At 68.2% G+C, this 18,024-nt stretch carries 12 protein-coding genes and 2 riboswitches; of the genes, 6 read left to right on the forward strand and 6 right to left on the reverse strand.

The annotated features are described in order from the left end of the window. Nucleotides 1-173 precede the first annotated feature (173 nt). Both ACFOPH_RS08385 and ACFOPH_RS08390 read right to left on the reverse strand, forming a co-directional pair. Nucleotides 174-644 (reverse strand): hypothetical protein, encoded by a 471-nt coding sequence (locus ACFOPH_RS08385; RefSeq protein WP_312553227.1) that lies wholly within the window; start codon nucleotides 642-644, stop codon nucleotides 174-176. 54 nt (nucleotides 645-698) lie between these two features. Beyond that, nucleotides 699-3,305, reverse strand: a complete 2,607-nt coding sequence (locus ACFOPH_RS08390) for a DUF1631 family protein (RefSeq protein ID WP_379734730.1) — start codon at nucleotides 3,303-3,305, stop codon at nucleotides 699-701. Between the two features lie 260 nt (nucleotides 3,306-3,565). Here ACFOPH_RS08390 and ACFOPH_RS08395 point away from each other — a divergent pair, with 260 nt between their 5' ends. Next, nucleotides 3,566-4,852 carry a methyl-accepting chemotaxis protein gene (locus tag ACFOPH_RS08395; RefSeq protein WP_379734732.1) on the forward strand — a complete coding sequence of 429 codons (1,287 nt, stop codon included), beginning with the start codon at nucleotides 3,566-3,568 and terminating at the stop codon, nucleotides 4,850-4,852. 214 nt (nucleotides 4,853-5,066) lie between these two features. Further along, on the forward strand, nucleotides 5,067-5,387 hold the full coding sequence (locus ACFOPH_RS08400) for a hypothetical protein (RefSeq protein ID WP_313705641.1): 321 nt from the start codon (nucleotides 5,067-5,069) through the stop codon (nucleotides 5,385-5,387). Nucleotides 5,388-5,696: 309 nt separating this feature from the next. Here the strand turns inward: ACFOPH_RS08400 and ACFOPH_RS08405 are convergent, their stop codons facing one another. Together ACFOPH_RS08405 and ACFOPH_RS08410 are read right to left on the reverse strand one after the other, a co-directional pair. Next, a complete protein-coding gene (locus tag ACFOPH_RS08405) occupies nucleotides 5,697-6,671 on the reverse strand; it encodes an IS1595 family transposase (protein WP_379734734.1) in 975 nt (324 codons plus the stop codon). A 155-nt stretch (nucleotides 6,672-6,826) separates the two neighbouring features. Then, the gene (locus tag ACFOPH_RS08410; RefSeq protein WP_379734736.1) at nucleotides 6,827-7,387 is read right to left on the reverse strand and encodes an ATP-dependent Clp protease proteolytic subunit; all 561 of its coding nucleotides are present in this window, start codon (nucleotides 7,385-7,387) and stop codon (nucleotides 6,827-6,829) included. Nucleotides 7,388-7,523: 136 nt separating this feature from the next. Then, nucleotides 7,524-7,610, forward strand: a riboswitch (glycine riboswitch). 16 nt (nucleotides 7,611-7,626) lie between these two features. Beyond that, nucleotides 7,627-7,724, forward strand: a riboswitch (glycine riboswitch). Nucleotides 7,725-7,787: 63 nt separating this feature from the next. On the opposite strand from ACFOPH_RS08410, the gene gcvT reads away from it, so the two are divergent. From gcvT to gcvP, 3 genes are all read left to right on the forward strand, one after another. Next, a complete protein-coding gene (gene gcvT, locus ACFOPH_RS08415; protein WP_379734738.1) occupies nucleotides 7,788-8,906 on the forward strand; it encodes a glycine cleavage system aminomethyltransferase GcvT in 1,119 nt (372 codons plus the stop codon). A 53-nt stretch (nucleotides 8,907-8,959) separates the two neighbouring features. Further along, nucleotides 8,960-9,340, forward strand: a complete 381-nt coding sequence (gene gcvH, locus ACFOPH_RS08420; RefSeq protein ID WP_313705638.1) for a glycine cleavage system protein GcvH — start codon at nucleotides 8,960-8,962, stop codon at nucleotides 9,338-9,340. Between the two features lie 122 nt (nucleotides 9,341-9,462). Beyond that, complete coding sequence (gene gcvP / locus ACFOPH_RS08425; RefSeq protein WP_379734740.1) at nucleotides 9,463-12,342, forward strand: aminomethyl-transferring glycine dehydrogenase; 2,880 nt, start codon at nucleotides 9,463-9,465, stop codon at nucleotides 12,340-12,342. Nucleotides 12,343-12,638: 296 nt separating this feature from the next. On the opposite strand, the gene ACFOPH_RS08430 is transcribed toward gcvP, so the two are convergent. Next, on the reverse strand, nucleotides 12,639-14,357 hold the full coding sequence (locus ACFOPH_RS08430) for a methyl-accepting chemotaxis protein (protein WP_379734742.1): 1,719 nt from the start codon (nucleotides 14,355-14,357) through the stop codon (nucleotides 12,639-12,641). Between the two features lie 233 nt (nucleotides 14,358-14,590). Here ACFOPH_RS08430 and ACFOPH_RS08435 point away from each other — a divergent pair, with 233 nt between their 5' ends. Continuing rightward, entirely contained in the window at nucleotides 14,591-15,664 is a 1,074-nt protein-coding gene (locus tag ACFOPH_RS08435; RefSeq protein WP_379734744.1) for a DUF3108 domain-containing protein, read from the forward strand. 7 nt (nucleotides 15,665-15,671) lie between these two features. On the opposite strand, the gene ACFOPH_RS08440 is transcribed toward ACFOPH_RS08435, so the two are convergent. Next, the gene (locus ACFOPH_RS08440; RefSeq protein WP_312551468.1) at nucleotides 15,672-17,849 is read right to left on the reverse strand and encodes a TonB-dependent receptor plug domain-containing protein; all 2,178 of its coding nucleotides are present in this window, start codon (nucleotides 17,847-17,849) and stop codon (nucleotides 15,672-15,674) included. Between the last annotated feature and the right edge of the window lie 175 nt (nucleotides 17,850-18,024).

Genomic DNA, 18,024 nt, shown 5'->3' on the forward strand with positions numbered 1-18,024 from the left:
CTTCGGCTACTCGGGAATCGTTAAAGAATGCATCATACCACCTGTCGCTTGCATTTCGGCCAAGTTTGGACTATGGCGGACACGGCAGGCAAGCGCCGGGGCGGCGGCATTCTACAGAAGATTAACGAAATGAAACAGTAGCGACGGCCGGCGGACGACGCTAGCCCGGCGCATCAGCCGGGCCCCTGGAAGTGGCGCACCAGGGCAAGCACCAGCACCACGCCGAGGAACAGCAGCTTCACGCCGGTCGCCACCTTGCGTCCACGCGCCATGCTGGGCGGGCGGCGGGCCGCGGCGATGGCGGCGTCGCGCTCGGCCTTGTCGTCCGGGTGCACGTAGCTGTCGTTCGGGCTGCGCAGGGTCTCGAGATCGTCGTTGCGCACGCGCGCGCCGAGGTGGCCGGCCAGTTCGATCATGGCCTCGACCAGGGGCTCGCCGGGGTTCTTCGCCCATAGCTCCTCGTCTTCGCAGACGATGAGGTCGCGCTCGTCGCCGAGGACGGGCATGTAGAGCTGCGTGCCTTCGCTGCCGGGCAGGAAGGCAAGCTTGCCGTTCATCCGCGCCAGCGCCTGGTCGAGCTCGTCCTTCGGGATGCGCCGCGGCTTTCCCGACTCGGTGCGTACGATGTAAAGGTAGTAGCCCATGCTGAATGTGCCCCGCGAATCGATCCGGACATTCTAGCAGGACACCCTTGCCGTTCAGGCCAGCGCCGACAGCGGCGCCGGGTCGTTGACCGCCTCGCGCAGCGCCTCGGTCAGCACGCGGCCGACCACCCCTTCCATGGCGACCAGGGTGACGCTGCCGCTGCGGAAGGCTTCGACCAGCTTCTCGGCCGGCAGCGAGAAGGCTTCCTGGCGCGGTCCGGTGGAGAAGATGAAGAGCGTGCGGCGCGGACTGACCCAGGCCAGCTTGACCTTGCGCACGCTGCCGTCGGGCTCGGCGAATTCGAGGCGCATGCCGCGTTCCAGGTCGTCGACCCGGGCCGCGGCCTCGTCCCCGTCCTCTTCGGCGGCCGCTTCACCGGCCGCCGCGGCCTGCTCCTGGGCGATGCGGCGCAGCGCGTCCTGCTGGGCCGCCTCCACCGCCAGTTCCAGCTGGCGCTCGGGCGAGAGCTCGAGCGGCGCGCGCACGATCTGCAGGTGGCATTCGGCCAGCTCGGCGAAGAAATGCAGGCGGTCGGCGTCCTGCCACTTGATCGCGTCGAGCCACTTGTTCAGCGTGGCCAGGAGCGGCGGCAGTTTCGCGATCAGGGCGCGCCGCTCTTCCTGGGTCGCCTTCGGCTTCACGGTCCAGACCAGGTCGTCCATCGCCCGGGTCGCGTTCTCGACCGCGCCGGGCCGCTCCTCGTCGATCAGGTGGGCGAAGGTCAGCACGTCGACCCAGCGGCGTTCGAGGAAGCGCGCCACCACAGCCACCAGGGCGCCGTCCCCCAAACGCTGCTCGACGACGCGGCGCGCCGAGCGGGCCGCCACAGTCTGCCTTTCCACCTTGGTGGCGCGCGCGATCGGCTGGGCGATGGCGGCCTCGGTCGCCTGTTCCTCGGCCGCCAGCTCGGCCTCGACCTCGGCCACCGCTGCCGCAAAGGCCTGCGGCTCCGCGCCCGGCTCGCGGCCGATGCGGTCGACCCCGCGCCGCATCGCCTGCACCACCGGGTCGTCCGCGGCCTGGCGCTGCTCCCAGCCCATGCGCGAGAGCAGGTCGATCATGCGCCGCGCCGGATGCATCTCTTCGAAAAAGAAGCTCTGGTCGAGCAGGGCCGCCTTCAGCACCGGCACCTGCAGGAAGCGGATCAATTCGCGCGTCTCGAGCGGAATGCTGTCGTCGAGGAGGACGGTCTCGAAAATGCGCGACAGCAGGTCGAGCGTGTTTTCCTCGCCGCGCGACAGGCTGCCCTGGGGCAGGCTTTGCTTCAGGCGCGGCAGGTAGAACACCTGGTGCGGGCCCGCGCTCGCGCTGGTGCCTGTGCTGGTTCCTGCGCTGATGCCTGCCATTGCGGCCGGCGCCGGCGTATCCGGCGCGACCAGCTGGATCGCGGCGAGCAGGTCGAGCAGGCTGCCGGCCTGCGGCTGCGGCGTCCCGCCAGGCGCCAGGCCCGGCTGGCCGGGCAGTCCGGCGGCTGCGAAGAAGGGAGCGCCCGCCGCCATGAAGCCGGCTGCCGCCACCCCGCCCTCCACGTTCGGGCCGCCGGCAGCCGCTTGCGGCGCCCCGGCCAGGAAGCCAGCCGGCGCCGCGCTGCCCTGCCCCGCCACCACGAACAGCGGCAAGCCGCCCGGCACTGCGCCCGCGGCGATCGTCCCGGTAGGCGCCTCGCCTGGCATCGCCTGCAGGCCAGGTCCCACGGCCGCAGGCGGCGCCGTGCCGGCGAACGCTTGCGCGCCGGGCTGGCCCGTCGTTGCCGCATGCTGTCCCGCCACGCCGGCGCCCGGGACGCCCGGCGCGGCCGCGCTGAAACCGGCCGCCGCGCTCGGACGCCAGCCGCTGCCCTGCGGCATGTGCGGCAGCTCGGGCACCAGGGGCGCCGCCGGCTCGCCGTCGGCATCGCCCAGCAGCTTGCGCAATTGCTGGGCCAGCGCGGCATCCATGCCGGAACGCCTGGCGCGCGCCGCCGCCGTGTCGTCGGTCTTGCGGATGTGGAAGCGCTCGCGCGCCTGCTTGCCGTGGGCGCGCAGGGTCTTGTCGGCCGCTTCCAGCAGCTCGCCGAGGTCGAGAAAAAGATCCGGCTGCAGCAGGGGCAGCAGCAGCTCGTGCGCGCCGGTATCCGGCTCGAATTCGCACCAGGCCTCGTGCACCGCGGTCAGGAAAACTTCCGGGTGCAGCGGATTCTGGTTCGGACGCAGCACCTCGCGCCCCAGCAGCAGGCCGAGGCGCACGCACAGGCTGGCCAGCACTTCGGAATGCGCGATCTCGAACGGGCGGCACAGCGCGCCAAAGGCGACCCGCGTGTCCATGACCTCGAGCGGCACCAGGCTCAGATTGTCCAGGCCGGCGTCCGGAGGCGGGGCCAGGGCCGGGGCCAGCTCGGCGGCCGCCTGCGCGAGCGAGCGCTCGATCGCCTGGCTGGCCAGGTGGATGAAGGCGTAGGAATTGTTCTTCAAGAGATTACCGGCGCGCGTGCGCCGGTAGACCAGTTGGGCATCGTTGCCGGCCGTGGTCATGTCGAGCAGGACCGTCACCAGCCGGTTGACCATGGCGCCCAACTGCCCGCCCGCCCCGCTCGCCGCTGTACGGACGAGCTCGAACAGCATCTCGCGCGGCGGCGCGGGTTGCGGTCGGGTGCTGGATGTCTCGTTGGAAGCGTGAGCCATGGTGAAGTCCTTCGACAGGCGGGCCATCCCTGCCATTGTTGCACATTCTTGCCATATGGCAACAGCGGAACGGCGGAGATCGCGCCATTTCCTTGTGGGCGAGTGCGACGCCCGGGGGCCACAGTCTGGGGTCACAGCTTGGGTCACAGTTCATTAACGGCCTGTTTTCTATTGACCTTAGACAAATTCGCGACATTTCCTTTCCCTAACATAACAAGGTCAAGCCAAGCCCAACTTATCCCACCCGCCAGGAGCGCTTCATGAAGTTCATACGCCAACTCGACAGCCGGCTCAAGATCCATGCCGCGTTTGCCCTGCTTTATGCCGTCTTCGCCGCGCAGATGCTGCTGGCGACGCCGGCCGGGAGCTCGCCGCTGCGCGCGGCCGTGGTGCTGCCGCTTGCCGCCGCCCTGGGATTGGCGGTGGCGCTCTCGCTCTGGCTGGCGCGGGAAACGACGCGCCCGCTGCAGGACGCCAGCCAACTGGCGCGGCGCCTGCTCGACGGCGACCTGCGGGTGCGCGCCGAGAACGTCCAGCCGGGCGACGCCGGCAAGCTGATGGGCACGCTGGCCAGCCTCGGCGCCAGGATCGCGGCGATGGTGGCCGAGGTGCGCGCCGGCGCCGAGCAGATCGGCACCGGCAGCGGCGAAATCGCCAGCGGCAACCTGGACCTCTCGAACCGCACCGAACAGCAGGCCGCCTCGCTCGAAGAGACGGCCTCGTCGATGGAGGAACTGACCGCGACCGTGCGCCAGAACGCCGACCACGCGCACCAGGCCAGCAAGCTCGCGATCTCGGCCTCGGAAGTGGCGGTCAAGGGCGGCCAGGTGGTGCTCGACGTGGTCGACACCATGGCGTCGATCAACGATTCCTCGAAGCGGATCGCCGAGATCATCGGGGTCATCGACGGTATCGCCTTCCAGACGAATATCCTGGCCTTGAATGCCGCCGTGGAGGCGGCGCGTGCCGGCGAACAGGGGCGCGGTTTCGCGGTCGTGGCCTCGGAGGTGCGCAGCCTGGCCCAGCGCTCGGCGGCGGCGGCCAAGGAAATCAAGGCGCTGATCGACGATTCGGTGGCCAAGGTCGACGCCGGCACCGCGCTGGTCGACCGCGCCGGCAAGACGATGGAGGAAGTGGTCGGCAGCGTCAAGCGCGTGACCGGCATCATCGCCGAGATCGCCGACGCCAGCATGGAACAGACGTCCGGCATCGAACAGGTGAACGGCGCGATCGCCGCCATGGACCAGGCCACCCAGCAGAACGCGGCCCTGGTCGAACAGTCGGCCGCCGCCGCCGCCGCGGTGCGCGACCAGGCCACGGCGCTGGCGCGCGCCACCAGCGGCTTCGTGCTGGCCGAACCCGCCGTTCCGAAGACCGCCGCGAGGCCAGCGGCGGCGCCCGTACCGGCGCCGGTCCGGATCGCGGGCAAGCCGGCCCTGCGCCCGGTGCCGACCACGCGCCGCGCCGCCGCCCCGGCCGCTGCCAAGGCGGCACGGCCGGCGCAGCGCAGCGCGGCCGAATCCGACGCCGACTGGGAAGAGTTTTAAAACGCGTTTTAATGCCGGCGTGCGAATTAGATTGAACTATTTGGGGGAAATGATTATTTTTAATGTGTAGGAGTCTTTCCTACACGGACTCTGGCGATCATCCGATACCGGTTCAGCAGTATGAATCGCATGATTGCACTACCGAATCAACTGCTCACTTATCCGACGCAGTTATTCGGCGAGTAAATGTATTTCAACATTGAAAGGAATAATCATGGCCTCGAATCAAAAACGCACGCAAGGCGGCACCCCTGAGCAGCACGCGGAAGCCGGTCGTCAAAGCCACAAGAACGACGGCAACAAACAGTCCGGTTCGGGCTCGGGTTCGCGTTCGGGCTCGGGTTCCGGCATGCGCGGCGGCACGCCTGAGCAGCACGCCGAAGCCGGCCGCCAGAGCCACAAGAACGACGGCAACAAGCAGTCCGGTTCGGGCTCGGGTTCGCGTTCCGGCTCGGGTTCGGGCATGCGCGGCGGCACCCCTGAGCAGCACGCCGAAGCCGGCCGTCAAAGCCACAAGAACGACAACAAGCGTTAATTCGCTTTCTACTGTCTGCTGACGCGACGGTAGATGAATAAAAAGCCTGGCACGCAATGCGTTCCAGGCTTTTTTAATTTATTACATTCCATTTATCGATTTGCGGAATATATCGGCGTTTGCAAAAAACGCGGAATATGCAAATGTTTTATTGTCGAGTTAGCTCGACTGCAAATATTATTTGCACGAAATAATCGCCACCATATCGCTTGGAATTGGCACTATTTTCCGGCCGCCGAAAACATTTCCGCGCGCCGCGCCGGGTATTTTCAGGACATGACGGTGACAGCACCATAAAAAAAGGCGCTGTCACCGTTCGCTGTGGATGAGCCCGATTGCAAGGCGAAACAACTGATCGGCAGAAGTAACCTTGCCGCCATCAAGCATTCGGCGCCATCCCAGGTAGTTCGGCAGGTAGCGCGATGCGACCCCATGGAAGGGCGCCAGCCATGCGCGCAGGCGCTGGTGATAGGCGTTGACGTTCTGTATGTGGATGGCGCCCTTCGGGCCTGGCCGGACACGCTCGCCGGCGGCCACATTGATGGCCTGGTGCGCAATACCGTGGGCACGGGCGAAAGCACGATAGGCGGCGTTCGCGTCCGTCACGAGCAAGACATCTTTGTCCAGGAAAGGCAGCAGGTGGCGCTCGAGCTGGAGCTTGCTGACGGGGCCGCGGCCGGTGACGGCATCGACGGTCTGCTTGTTGCGGTCACGCGCCACGAGGATGCAGTCGAGTTCGCGTGAAATGCCGCGCCTGCTGGCCGCGCCACCCCGCTTGCGCGCCGGCCGATCGAGCCTGCGCGAACCTTTTTGGGATTCCAGGATGAACATTTCGTCGGCCTCGGCGATACCGTTCAGGGATTCTGGCCGGTCCGCCTTTAACCGCTCCAGGAAGCGATGCCGCCAGCGAAAAGCGGTGTTACGGTGTGCCTTGACGCCGTCCGCCGCCGCCCGCACGGGGCGCGATGCCCGCAGCGCATCGAGATAAGCCAGCCATTTTCCACGCAGCCGCAAACCTGCCAACGGCGTGCCGGTCAAATCATTGAAGGTGCGTCGGCACGCGCGGCAGCGGTAGCGCTGCAGGTCGTTGGCATGGCCATGCCGGTGCCACCGTTCGCACCGGCAATGGGGGCAGCAGCGTCCGGCCGACCTGACTTGCGCGATCAGCGCGAGCACCTGGTGCAGCCCGGCAGCCGGTCGCAAGGCGTCGAGAACGCGCAGCCGCTGGGGCCCGTTCAGTGCGGGCAAGGCCGCAAACCACTTCGTGAAGCGAGGCGCTTTCATGGTCGACCCGTATCGATGACGATGCGGATTGGACCGTGAATGAGCTCGACAGTTCACTGCTCATCCATAGCTAACGGTGACAGCGCCATAAAAAAGGCCGACAGCGGCCTTCACCGCCGCAGCGGTGACAGCCCTGCCGGCCGCGCGACGCGCCTTCAGATATTGCGCAGGATGGCCCCCTTGGGCGGCGCGAAATCGGCGACGTCGTCGATCATGCGCGCGCTCTTGGCGTCGCGCGAGTTCAGGTGCAGGTCGGAGTACTGGTGAATGGCCCACTGATCGGGCGTCAGCTCGATGTGCTTGCGCAGGATGGATTCGGTGCGCGCATCGTCGGCGCGCAGGCCCTCGACGATGATGTTGAGCGCATCCGGCCGCGAACCCGGGGAGGCAGTCGCGTGCGACTTGTGCACCATGAAACGCGCCGTCTCGCTGGCGTAGCGTTTCTTGCCGGCCAGGTACATGATGACGGCGATCGAGGCGACCGCCCCGCCGTTGTACATCACGAACTCGACCGGCGAGTTCGACATGAAGTTGTACAGGCACAGCCCGTCGCTGACGTAGCCGCCGTTCGACTGCACCAGCACGTGGGCCCGCTCGATCCCATCCTCGGTCATGTGGCCGACCGCCTCGAACACCCGGTGCACCATGTCGCTGTTGACGTCGCCCGACAGCGTGAACCAGGCTTCCTTCTCGTGTTTGGTCTGATCTTCGCTCATAGTCTTTTTACCCGAAAAGTGACGGCCCCAGTGTAACAAATGGAGGAAAAAGCCCGCGCGCACGCCCTCCAACGGTGCGCGCGGGCGGCAAACCCCTCCTTTTGTTGACAGCCACCCAAGGCTCGCCTATCCTCCACAGTCTTGACCGGGAGAGCGCAGCATCACGCTGCCGCCGAAGGGGCATCACCCAAAAACTCTCAGGCAAAAGGACCGGTCAGGGGTCGGCGCGCGATGCGGGCCGGACCAACTCTGGAGAGCGGCCGGCGAACAGCCCGGCCCACCGAAGGGGCAGGCGGACATCCGCTATCTCTCAGGTACCAAGGACAGAGGGGCGCGCAGCACACGCAAGGCCGCACCGCGGCGGCGTGCAGCTCCCCTATATTTCTGCCCTGAGGACACCATGACGCTCAAAGCGACCCCGCTCAATTCCGCACACCGCGCACTCGGCGCCAAGATGGTCGATTTCGGCGGTTGGGACATGCCGGTCAACTACGGTTCGCAGATCGAAGAACACCACGCCGTGCGCAGCGACGCCGGGATGTTCGACGTCTCGCACATGTGCGTGGTCGACCTCGAGGGCGCCAACGCGCGTGACTTCCTGCGCGGCCTGCTGGCCAACAACGTCGACAAGCTGCAGACCCCGGGCAAGGCGCTGTACTCGGCCATGCTCAATCCCGAAGGCGGCGTGATCGACGACCTGATCGTCTACTTCTTCCGCGAAGACTGGTTCCGCCTGGTCGTCAACGCCGGCACCGCCGAGAAGGACGTGGCCTGGATGCGCCAGCAGAACGACGCCACCGGCAGCGGCCTGACGATCACCCAGCGCCGCGACGGTGAGAACAGCATCGCCCTGGTCGCCGTGCAGGGCCCGAACGCCCGCGCCAAGGTCTGGCAGGTGCTGCCCCAGGCCCGGGCCGCCACCGAAGCCATGAAGCCCTTCAACGTCGCGATCGTCGCCGACACCGCCTTCGGCGAAGCCATGGTCGCGCGCACCGGCTACACCGGCGAGGACGGCTTCGAGATCGGCGTGCCGGCAACCCAGGTCGAAGCGCTCTGGAACGCCCTGATCGCCGCCGGCGTCAAGCCGGCCGGCCTGGGCGCACGCGACACCCTGCGCCTGGAAGCGGGCATGAACCTCTACGGCCAGGACATGGACGAGAACGTCAATCCGCTGGACGCCGGCCTGGGCTGGACCGTCGACCTGGCTTCGGAACGCGACTTCATCGGCAAGGCGGCGCTGCAGGCGAAAGGCCAGCAGACCCAGTTCGTCGGCCTGATCCTGCGCGAAAAAGGCGGCATCCTGCGCGCCCACCAGAAAGTGATTGCCGCCTCCGGTAACGCCGGCGAAATCACCAGCGGCACCTTCAGCCCGACCATGCAGCAGGCGATCGCGCTGGCGCGCGTGCCGATGGACGTGCAGGTCGGCGACACCGTCCACGTCGAGATCCGCGACAAGAAGCTGGCCGCTTCCGTGGTCAAGCTGCCATTCGTGCGCAACGGCAAAGTGCTGGCCGCCTGAATCGAACATCCCAGACATATAATTACGCCTCATCCCAACCAGGAGCCCCCTACATGAACATCCCAGCCGACCTGAAATACACCGAGTCCCACGAGTGGGTCCGTCTCGAAGCCGACGGCACCCTGACCGTCGGCATCACCGAATACGCACAGGACGCCCTGGGCGACATCGTGTTCGTCGAACTGCCGCAGGTCGGCAAGGCCTTCACCGCCGGCGACGACGCCGCCGTGGTCGAGTCGGTGAAAGCCGCCAGCGACATCTACGCGCCGGTCTCGGGCACCGTCACCGCCGTCAACCAGCCGGTCGCCGACGCGCCGGACTCGATCAACCAGGACGCCTACGGCGCCTGGCTGTTCAAGCTGCAGCCAAGCGACGCCAACGCGATCAACGGCCTGATGGACGCCGACGCCTACGGCAAGACCACCGATCACTGATCGAACCCTGAATGACGCGCCGGCTCCGCCGGCGTCCGTGGTGCGCGGTCCGCGCACCACCCTTGCTTGTCCAAATTCCCAATCCCACGGCGCTTCCCGCGCCAGCTCTTTTGGCCTCTACCATGACCCGCACCAGCCTCACCCAACTTGAAGCACGCGACGCGTTCATTCCGCGCCATATCGGTCCCTCCGAATCCGAACAGGCAGCCATGCTGTCGACCCTCGGCTACGCATCGCGCGCCGCGCTGATCGACGCCGTCGTCCCCGCGAACATCCGCCGCAAGGACGTCCTGGACCTGGGCCAGTTCGTCGAGCCGCGCAGCGAAGAAGACGCGCTCGCCACGTTGAAGGCGCTGGCGTCGAAGAACAAGGTCATGAAGTCGATGATCGGCCAGGGCTACTACGGCACCCATACCCCGAAGGTCATCCTACGCAACATCTTCGAGAACCCGGCCTGGTACACCGCCTACACGCCCTACCAGCCTGAAATTTCGCAGGGCCGCCTGGAAGCGATCCTGAACTTCCAGCAGATGATCACCGACCTCACCGGCATGGGCATCGCCAACTCGTCGATGCTCGACGAAGGCACCGCCGCCGCCGAAGCGATGACGCTGCTCCAGCGCGTCGGCAAGTCGGCCTCGAAGGTCTTCATCGTGGCCGACGACGTGCTGCCGCAGACCCTGGAAGTGGTCCAGACCCGCGCCAAGCCGATCGGCGTCGAGGTGCGCGTCGTGCCCGCCGCCGACATCGAAAAGCTGGAGGAGACCTGCTTCGGCGTGCTGCTGCAGTACCCGGGCGTGAACGGCGAAGTGCGCGACTACCGCGCCGCCGTGGAGCACCTGCACGCCGCTGGAGCAATGGTCGTGGTTGCCGCCGACCTGCTGGCCCTGACCATGCTGGCCGCGCCCGGCGACTGGGGCGCCGACGTGGTCGTCGGCAACAGCCAGCGCTTCGGCGTGCCGCTCGGTTTCGGCGGCCCGCACGCCGGCTACCTGGCCACCCGCGACGAATACAAGCGCAGCATGGCCGGCCGCCTGGTCGGCGTCACTGTCGACGCCCAGGGCAACCAGGCCTACCGCCTGGCGCTGCAGACCCGCGAACAGCACATCCGCCGCGAAAAGGCGACCTCGAACATCTGCACCGCCCAGGTGCTGCTGGCCGTGATGGCCGGCATGTACGCGGTCTACCACGGCCCGGAAGGCCTGAAGCGCATCGCCCAGCGCGTGCACCGCCAGGCCGCGATCCTGGCCGCCGGCCTGAAGTCGCTCGGCGTCGAAGTCCTGAACACGAGCTATTTCGACACCCTGACAGTCAAGGGCGACGCGCAGGCGCTGCACGCCGCCGCCGAAGCCGCCGGCGTCAACCTGCGCCGCATCGACGGCGAGCACGTCGGCGTGTCGCTGGACGAAACCACCACCCGCGACGACCTGGCCCTGCTGTTCTCGATTTTCGGCAATGGCAAGCAGGTCGATATCGACGCCCTGGACAGCGACGTGCAGGACGCCTACCCGGCCGCCCTGGCCCGCACCAGCGCCTACCTGACCCACCCGACCTTCCACCGCTACCACGCCGAGCACGAGATGCTGCGCTACCTGCGTAGCCTGGCCGACAAGGATCTGGCGCTGGACCGCACCATGATCCCGCTGGGTTCGTGCACCATGAAGCTGAACGCGACCTCGGAGATGATCCCGGTCACCTGGCCCGAGTTCTCGAACATCCACCCGTTCGCACCGGAAGACCAGACCGTCGGCTACCGCGAGATGATCGCCCAGCTGGAAGCCATGCTGTGCGCTGCCACCGGCTACGCCGCGATCTCGCTGCAGCCGAACGCCGGCTCGCAGGGCGAGTACGCGGGCCTGCTCGTCATCCAGAAGTACCACGAGTCGCGCGGCGAAGGCCACCGCAACGTCTGCCTGATCCCGTCGTCGGCGCACGGCACCAACCCGGCGTCGGCCAGCATGGTCGGCATGAAGGTGGTGGTCACCGCCTGCGACGAGAACGGCAACGTCGACCTGGCCGACCTGAAGGCCAAGGCCGAGCAATACAGCAAGGATCTCGCCTGCGTAATGGTCACCTACCCGTCGACCCACGGCGTGTTCGAAGAGGGCATCAAGGAACTGTGCGAGATCGTGCACCAGCACGGCGGCCAGGTGTATGTGGACGGCGCCAACATGAACGCGATGGTCGGCGTGGCCGCGCCGGGCGCCTTCGGCGGCGACGTCAGCCACCTGAACCTGCACAAGACCTTCTGCATCCCGCACGGCGGCGGCGGCCCCGGCGTCGGCCCGATCGGCGTCGGCGCCCACCTGGCACCGTTCCTGCCGAACCAGCTGTCGACCGGATACGTCCGCAACGAAGCCGGCATCGGCGCGGTCAGCGCCGCGGCCTACGGCTCGGCCTCGATCCTGCCGATCTCGTGGATGTACATCGCGATGATGGGCGCGGAAGGCCTGACCGCGGCCACCGAGACCGCGATCCTGAACGCCAACTACATCGCGCGCCGCCTGGCTCCGCACTACCCGGTGCTGTACACCGGCCACGACGGCCTGGTCGCGCACGAGTGCATCATCGACCTGCGTCCGCTGCAGGACAAGACCGGCATCAGCAACGAAGACGTGGCCAAGCGCCTGATGGACTTCGGCTTCCACGCCCCGACCATGAGCTTCCCGGTGCCGGGCACCCTGATGATCGAGCCGACCGAGTCGGAGTCGAAGGCGGAACTGGATCGCTTCATCGAGGCGATGATCACCATCCACGCCGAGATCGTGAAGGTCGAGCGCGGCGAGTACGACAAGATGGACAACCCGCTCAAGGGCGCCCCGCACACCGCGGAAGTCGTCACCGCCGACGACTGGCAGCACACCTATACCCGCGAGGTGGCGGCGTTCCCGGTCGCATCGCTGCGCAAGAAGAAGTACTGGCCGCCGGTCGGCCGCGCCGACAACGTCTACGGCGACCGCAACCTGTTCTGCGGCTGCGCGCCGATCAGCGATTACGAGTAATCCGCGCCGACTTGACGTGATGTGAAGAAGCCCCGTGGCGCGCAAGCGCCGGCGGGGCTTTTTTCATGGACGGCGGCGGGGCGTAGGGTGGGCGCCCCTGTGCCCACGCGGGAACGATGAGCAGACGCTGCGCTTCATGAACGCCAACTCGACGCAGGCGTCACGCGTGGGCACAGGGCGCCCACCCTACGTCATGAACGCCAACTCGACGCAGGCGTCACGCGTGGGCACGGGGCGCCCACCCTACGATCAATCCCGCCGCCGACCGGTTCGGCGTGAATCCATCCCGGCGCCCGTCAATCCCGCCGCGAAGCCAGGTGCAGATGCGGCCGCGCATGCTTGCGCCGCTCCACGCCCCCCGGCGCCTGTACGGCAGCCTCGGTCACCAGCCGCGACCAGTTGCACACCGCGCTCTGCTTCTCGTGCTTCCCGGGCGCAGGCGGCGGCGCTTGCGCCGTCACCGCCTCGTCCAGCCGGAATGCCGCCACCGCGCGCGACAGGGTCAGGGCCTGCATCTGCAGGGTGCGCGCCGCGTCGGCCGCCTCTTCCACCAGCGTCGAATTGCGCTGCGTGACCTGGTCCATCTGCACGATCGCCTCGCTGACCTCGTTCAGCCCGCTGGCCTGCTCGGCGCTGGCAGAGCTGATCCGGCTGACGATGTCGCCCACCTGCTGCACCGACATGGCGATGGTCGCCATGCTGTTGCCGGCCTGGGCGGCCCAGGCGGTGCCGCCCTCGATCTCGGCCACCGATTGCGCCATCAGCTCGCGGATCTCGCGCGCCGCGGCGCCGGCGCGCAGCGCCAGCGAGCGCACGTCGCTCGCCACCAGGGCGAAGTCGCGGCCACCCTCTCCCGCGCGCGCCGCCTCCAGCGCCGCGTTCAGCGCCAGCGTACCGGTCTCGTTGGCGATCGCGTCGATCTGGCCGACGATGTCGTCCACGCGGCGCGCGCTGCCCTTGACCGATTCCATCGTCGTCACCAGGCGGTCGACCACGTTTTCGCCTTCCTGGGCCACGCTCGATGCCGAGGCGGCCAGGCGGTTCGCGGCCTGCGCGCTGTCGGCGGTCTGGTTGACGGTGGCGGCCAGCTCCTGCATCGAGGACGCCGTGTGTTCCAGCGAGCTGGCGCGAAACACCGCGCGCGTGGTCAGGTTCAGGTTGCCGAGCGCGATGTCGCGCGAGGCGCTGCCGATCGAACGCGCCGATTCGAGGATGGTGCGCAGGGTGAAGTTCAGGTTGCGGATGCTGGCGTCGAGCGCGCGCGACGTATCGGCGATCTCGTCGTTGCCGTAGACCCGCTCCTTGACCGTCAGGTCGCCGCTCGCCAGGTCCACCGCGGCGGCACCGATGCCGCGGATCTCCAGCAGCAGCGCGCGCCGCACCGCCATCGTGATGCGCAGCGACACCGCCACCGCCAGCAGGATCACGCAGGGCATCGCCCAGGTCATGATGCGGAAGTCGGCGGCCGCGCTGTCCGACGCTGCGCGCGAGAGCGCCTGCTCCAGTTCCGACAATTCGGTCAGGCGCTGCGCGACCACGGCGAAGGCGCTGTCGGCCTTGCTCATGGCGTTGGCCCCGATCGACTGGTCGTCGCGCACGATCTCGAGCACGTCGCGCACCGCCGCGGTATACGCGCGGTAGGCCTCGCGCGCCTGCTCGACATAGCGGCGCTCGGCGCTGCCGGCCTGCGTCATGCCCACCACCCGCGCCAACCCGCGTTCGGTGACGGCGTGCTGGCGGTGGATCTCGCGGATCAGCGGCTCGAGGCGCTTCTTCGGGAAGCTCCCGGCGATCCAGGTCTGCAACTGGTAGACCTGGGCATGGCCGCGCTGGGCCGCCACCACCAGGTCGCTGGCGGCGCGCATCTGGACGGCCCGCTGGTGGACGATGACCTCGAGCGAATCGTTCTGCCGCACCATCGCATACCAGGCGCCGCTCGAGAGCAGCACCAGCAGCACCAGCACGACCGCAGGCGCCAGCAGCAGCTTGGGGCCGATCTTCAGACGGGCGAGCATGATGGGACGCCGCGGGTGAGGGATGGGAACACGGCCGGACCGGCCGCGGCGGGGAGAAGCGGGATGATCGTCATAAGGCCCTCGATGTCGGCAACGCGCAAAATTTCTTCAACGCATTTGACCAATCTACGGCATCGCCCCGGCCCCGCTGTTGCGCGAAATCAAGACCATTCCTGCCGGGGCCGTCGACGTGGCGCCATGGACAATTGCGTTCGCGCAGTTAAACTAGCGCCATGAAGATCGCCGTCCACCTGGCCCGGCACCGGCGCCTGCTGGCGCTGTGCGGGCTATCCCTGTTGCTGCACCTGCTCGCGCTGGCCTGGATCGGGCCGCGCCTGGACGTCGACCAGCGCGACGCGGCCGGCGGAGCGATCACGCTGCGCCTGGCGGACGTGGCGCCGCCGCGGCAGCCGCAAGCCGCCCAGCCGGCCCCACCGCACACACCGTCGGCGCCGGCCTCGCAACCGGCCACCGCGGCCGCGCGTCCCTCTCTCCCTGCCCCTGCCCTGCCGCCACTGCGGCCGCTCCTGCCTGCGCCTTCCGCCCCTTCTGCATCCCCGTCCGCGGACGCGCCGGCAGCGCCGCCGCCAGCCGCGGCCGGCGACGCGCCGCAGGGAATGCCCGGACGCTACCTGGTGCGCACGCCGCCCGCGGCGCGCCTGCTCTACAGCGTCAGCCGCACCCGGCCCGGCCGCCCGCCGACAAACGAGGGCGAGGGCGAGGCGCAGATCGTCTGGGAAGCCGACGCCGGACGCTACCAGCTTCGCGTCGAAGGCGTGCTCGGCCTGCTCGAAAGCGAAGGCGGCGGCGACGACGCCGGCATCGCGCCGCTGCAGGCCAGCGAGCACCAGGACGATGGCAGCGACCGCATCACCCGCTTCGACCGCGCGAACGGACGCATCGTCTTCGCATCGAACGGAGGCAGTGCGCCCCTGCACCTGGGCAGCCAGGACCGGGCCTCGGTGCTGATGCAGCTGGCCGGCATCGGCCTGGCCCAGCCGGAGCAGATGCAGGACACGATCGAGATCGTGGTCGGCGCTCCGGACGGCGCCGAGGTTGTGCGTTTCCAGGTGCTTGGGCGCGAGCAGCTCGCCACCGGCGCCGGCACCCTGTCCACGGTGCGCCTGGCCGAGCTGGACCAATCTGCCGGAGCGCGCCGCTCCCGGCTGGAGCTGTGGCTGGCGCCCGGGCACGACTGGATGCCGGTGCAGCTGCGCGTGACCGCGCCGGACGGCAGCGTCGCCACCCAGGTGGTGACGCGCATCGAGACGGCGCCGCCGGCCGGCGAACACGCCCCGGCCATGTGACCATCGCTCAGAACGTCATCTCGAGCGTGGTGCGCAGCTTGACGCTCTCCGGATAATCCCAGGCGCGCGTCTCCGTGCCGCTGGCCGGATCGGTGTAGCTCGGCCCGAACCGGTTGTGCTCGCCCAGCAGGTTCGACAGCACCGCGCGCAGCTGGATTGTCGGGGACAAGGTCCACACCGCATAGGTCTCGAGGTCGGTCCGCGCTTCCGAATAAAACCCGCGGTTGGCCGCGACCCGGACGAAGCCGCCGCGGCGGTGGGCAAGACTGCCGCCGGCCGCCAGTGCGCCGCGCTTGTAGTCGATGCCGAGGTTGGTGCTCAGGGGCGTCTGCTGCTCCATCCGGTTGTGCGGTCCGGGCACCGATTCGACCCGCGACCAGTTGCGGCTGACGCTGGCGCGCAGGTCGATGGCGGGCGCACCGTGGAGCAGCGCGCGCAAGGGAAAGCGCGTCTCCAGCGCCAGGCTGCGCAGGACGGCGCGGTCCGCGTTCACCGGGGTGAAGATCCAGCGCGTGCCGTCGAAATAGACGCGGTTGCTGGTGTAGTTGTCGATGCGCCGCAACGCGGTACTCACCGACACCATCGCGCCTTGTGCCCAGTAATGCTCCCAGGCGGCGTCGACGCCCCAGGCCAGCTCCGGTTCCAGGTTCGGATTGCCCTGGTAATCGGCCTCGGTGGCGCTGTTGTTTTCCCAGGCCGAACGGCGCGGCACGAGGCTGTACAGGTCGGGCGCCTTGTAGGTGCGGCTGAGGGCCAGGCGCAGTTGACTGCCCTGGCCCTCCTGCTCCCCTTCCCTGCCCGGGAGCTTCCACAGGGTCTGGAAGATCGGGCTCAGGACGCTCGAGCGCACCCGGGCCGGGGCGAAGGTGTTGCCGCTCACGCGGGTGCGCACGCCCTCCCAGCGCGCCCCGAGATAGACCGACCAGCGCGGCGTCAGCGTCCATTCGTCCTGCGCATAGACGGCGGCGCGCGCCACCCGGGCGGCGAAGTCTTCCTCGGGCGGCTGGGCGGGCGGCAGCGCCCGGATCGCGTCGCGCTCGGCGCGCAGGTCATCGCTCGCGTTGACGCCGGCATCCCAGCCGAGGGCCACTACGTGGCCGCCCTCGACACTGCGGCTGTACTTGCCGGTGCTGCTCGCGCCCTTCTGCCGCGTATCGGCCCGCACGCTGCCGTTCGTGGCGGGACGCCCCAGGCTGTCGGCGCCGACGCGGCGCTCCAGGGATTTGCTGCGCTTGCCCTCGACGCCGATCCTGGTCTCGAGTTTCGCGCCGGATGCCAGGGCATGGGTCCAGCGCAGGTCGGACTTGAGCATCCTGTCGTCGATCTCGCCGAAGGTATGCAGGTCCGGCACCGGCGGCGCCGCGCCGGTCGCGGTGCTCACCAGCGCATGTCCATGGTTGCGAAAGCCGCTGCCGTTGGCCAGGGTCTCCCAGGCGAGCGTGTCGCCGTTCTCCAGCGTCCAGCTAAAGCGCGGTTCCAGGTTCAGGCGGTTCATGCGCCCTTGTTCCCGCAGCAGCGTGGTCCTGCACAGGTCCACCACGCCGTCCGGCCGCGTATTGCGCTCGCTGCCGGTCGACTTGCGTGCAAGCGCGTCGTGGTTGCCGCTGGCCGTAAACGACCACGAGGAGCGCTCTCCCCGGTCCGCCAGCCGGGCGCTGAAGGTCGGTCCGCGGAACTCGCGCGACAACAGATAACCCGGCTTGAGCTCGCGCTCGCGCGCACGCACCTTCTTGCGCAGGACGATATTGATGGTGCCGGCCACCGACTCGGTCGGGAACTCGGCCATGGCGGCGCGCAGCACCTCGATGCGCTCGATGCTCTCGGGCGCCAGGCTGTCGAGCGTAAACCCGGCCGGCGTGCGCTCGCCGTTCAGCAGGACCTGGGTGTAGCCCTCGCCCAGGCCGCGCATCCTGACCTGCGCCTGGCGTCCGGCGCCGACCGTCACCGTCACGCCCGGAATGCGCTTGAACAGGTCGAACACGCTGGTGTCGGCGTAGCGTTCGATCTCCTCGCGGCCGAGCACGAAGCGCGCGGCGGTGTCGTCGCGCCGCGGGTCATGGCGCGCCGCGCCGCCCCTGACTTCGACCCGGGCGACGGGCTCCGCCGGCTCCGACTGCTGGGCCAGCGCCGGGACGGGCAAGCCCGCGACCAGGAACAGCAGGTGACAACGATGCAGCAACGCCATACTCCACCTCCGAAAGTAGTTATTCTCTTATTATGAATAACTATATGCCAGAACGTGGCAATCTGTAAACTTTTTCGAGAACTTGAGATTGCCACATTCGAGCAATATAAATTACTCACGCATGGAATCAAAGCACCAGCCGCAGTCACAGCGCAAAAAAAAAACGGATCCACGA

The organism is Massilia haematophila (assembly GCF_042647645.1).
GTDB lineage: Bacteria > Pseudomonadota > Gammaproteobacteria > Burkholderiales > Burkholderiaceae_D > Telluria > Telluria haematophila.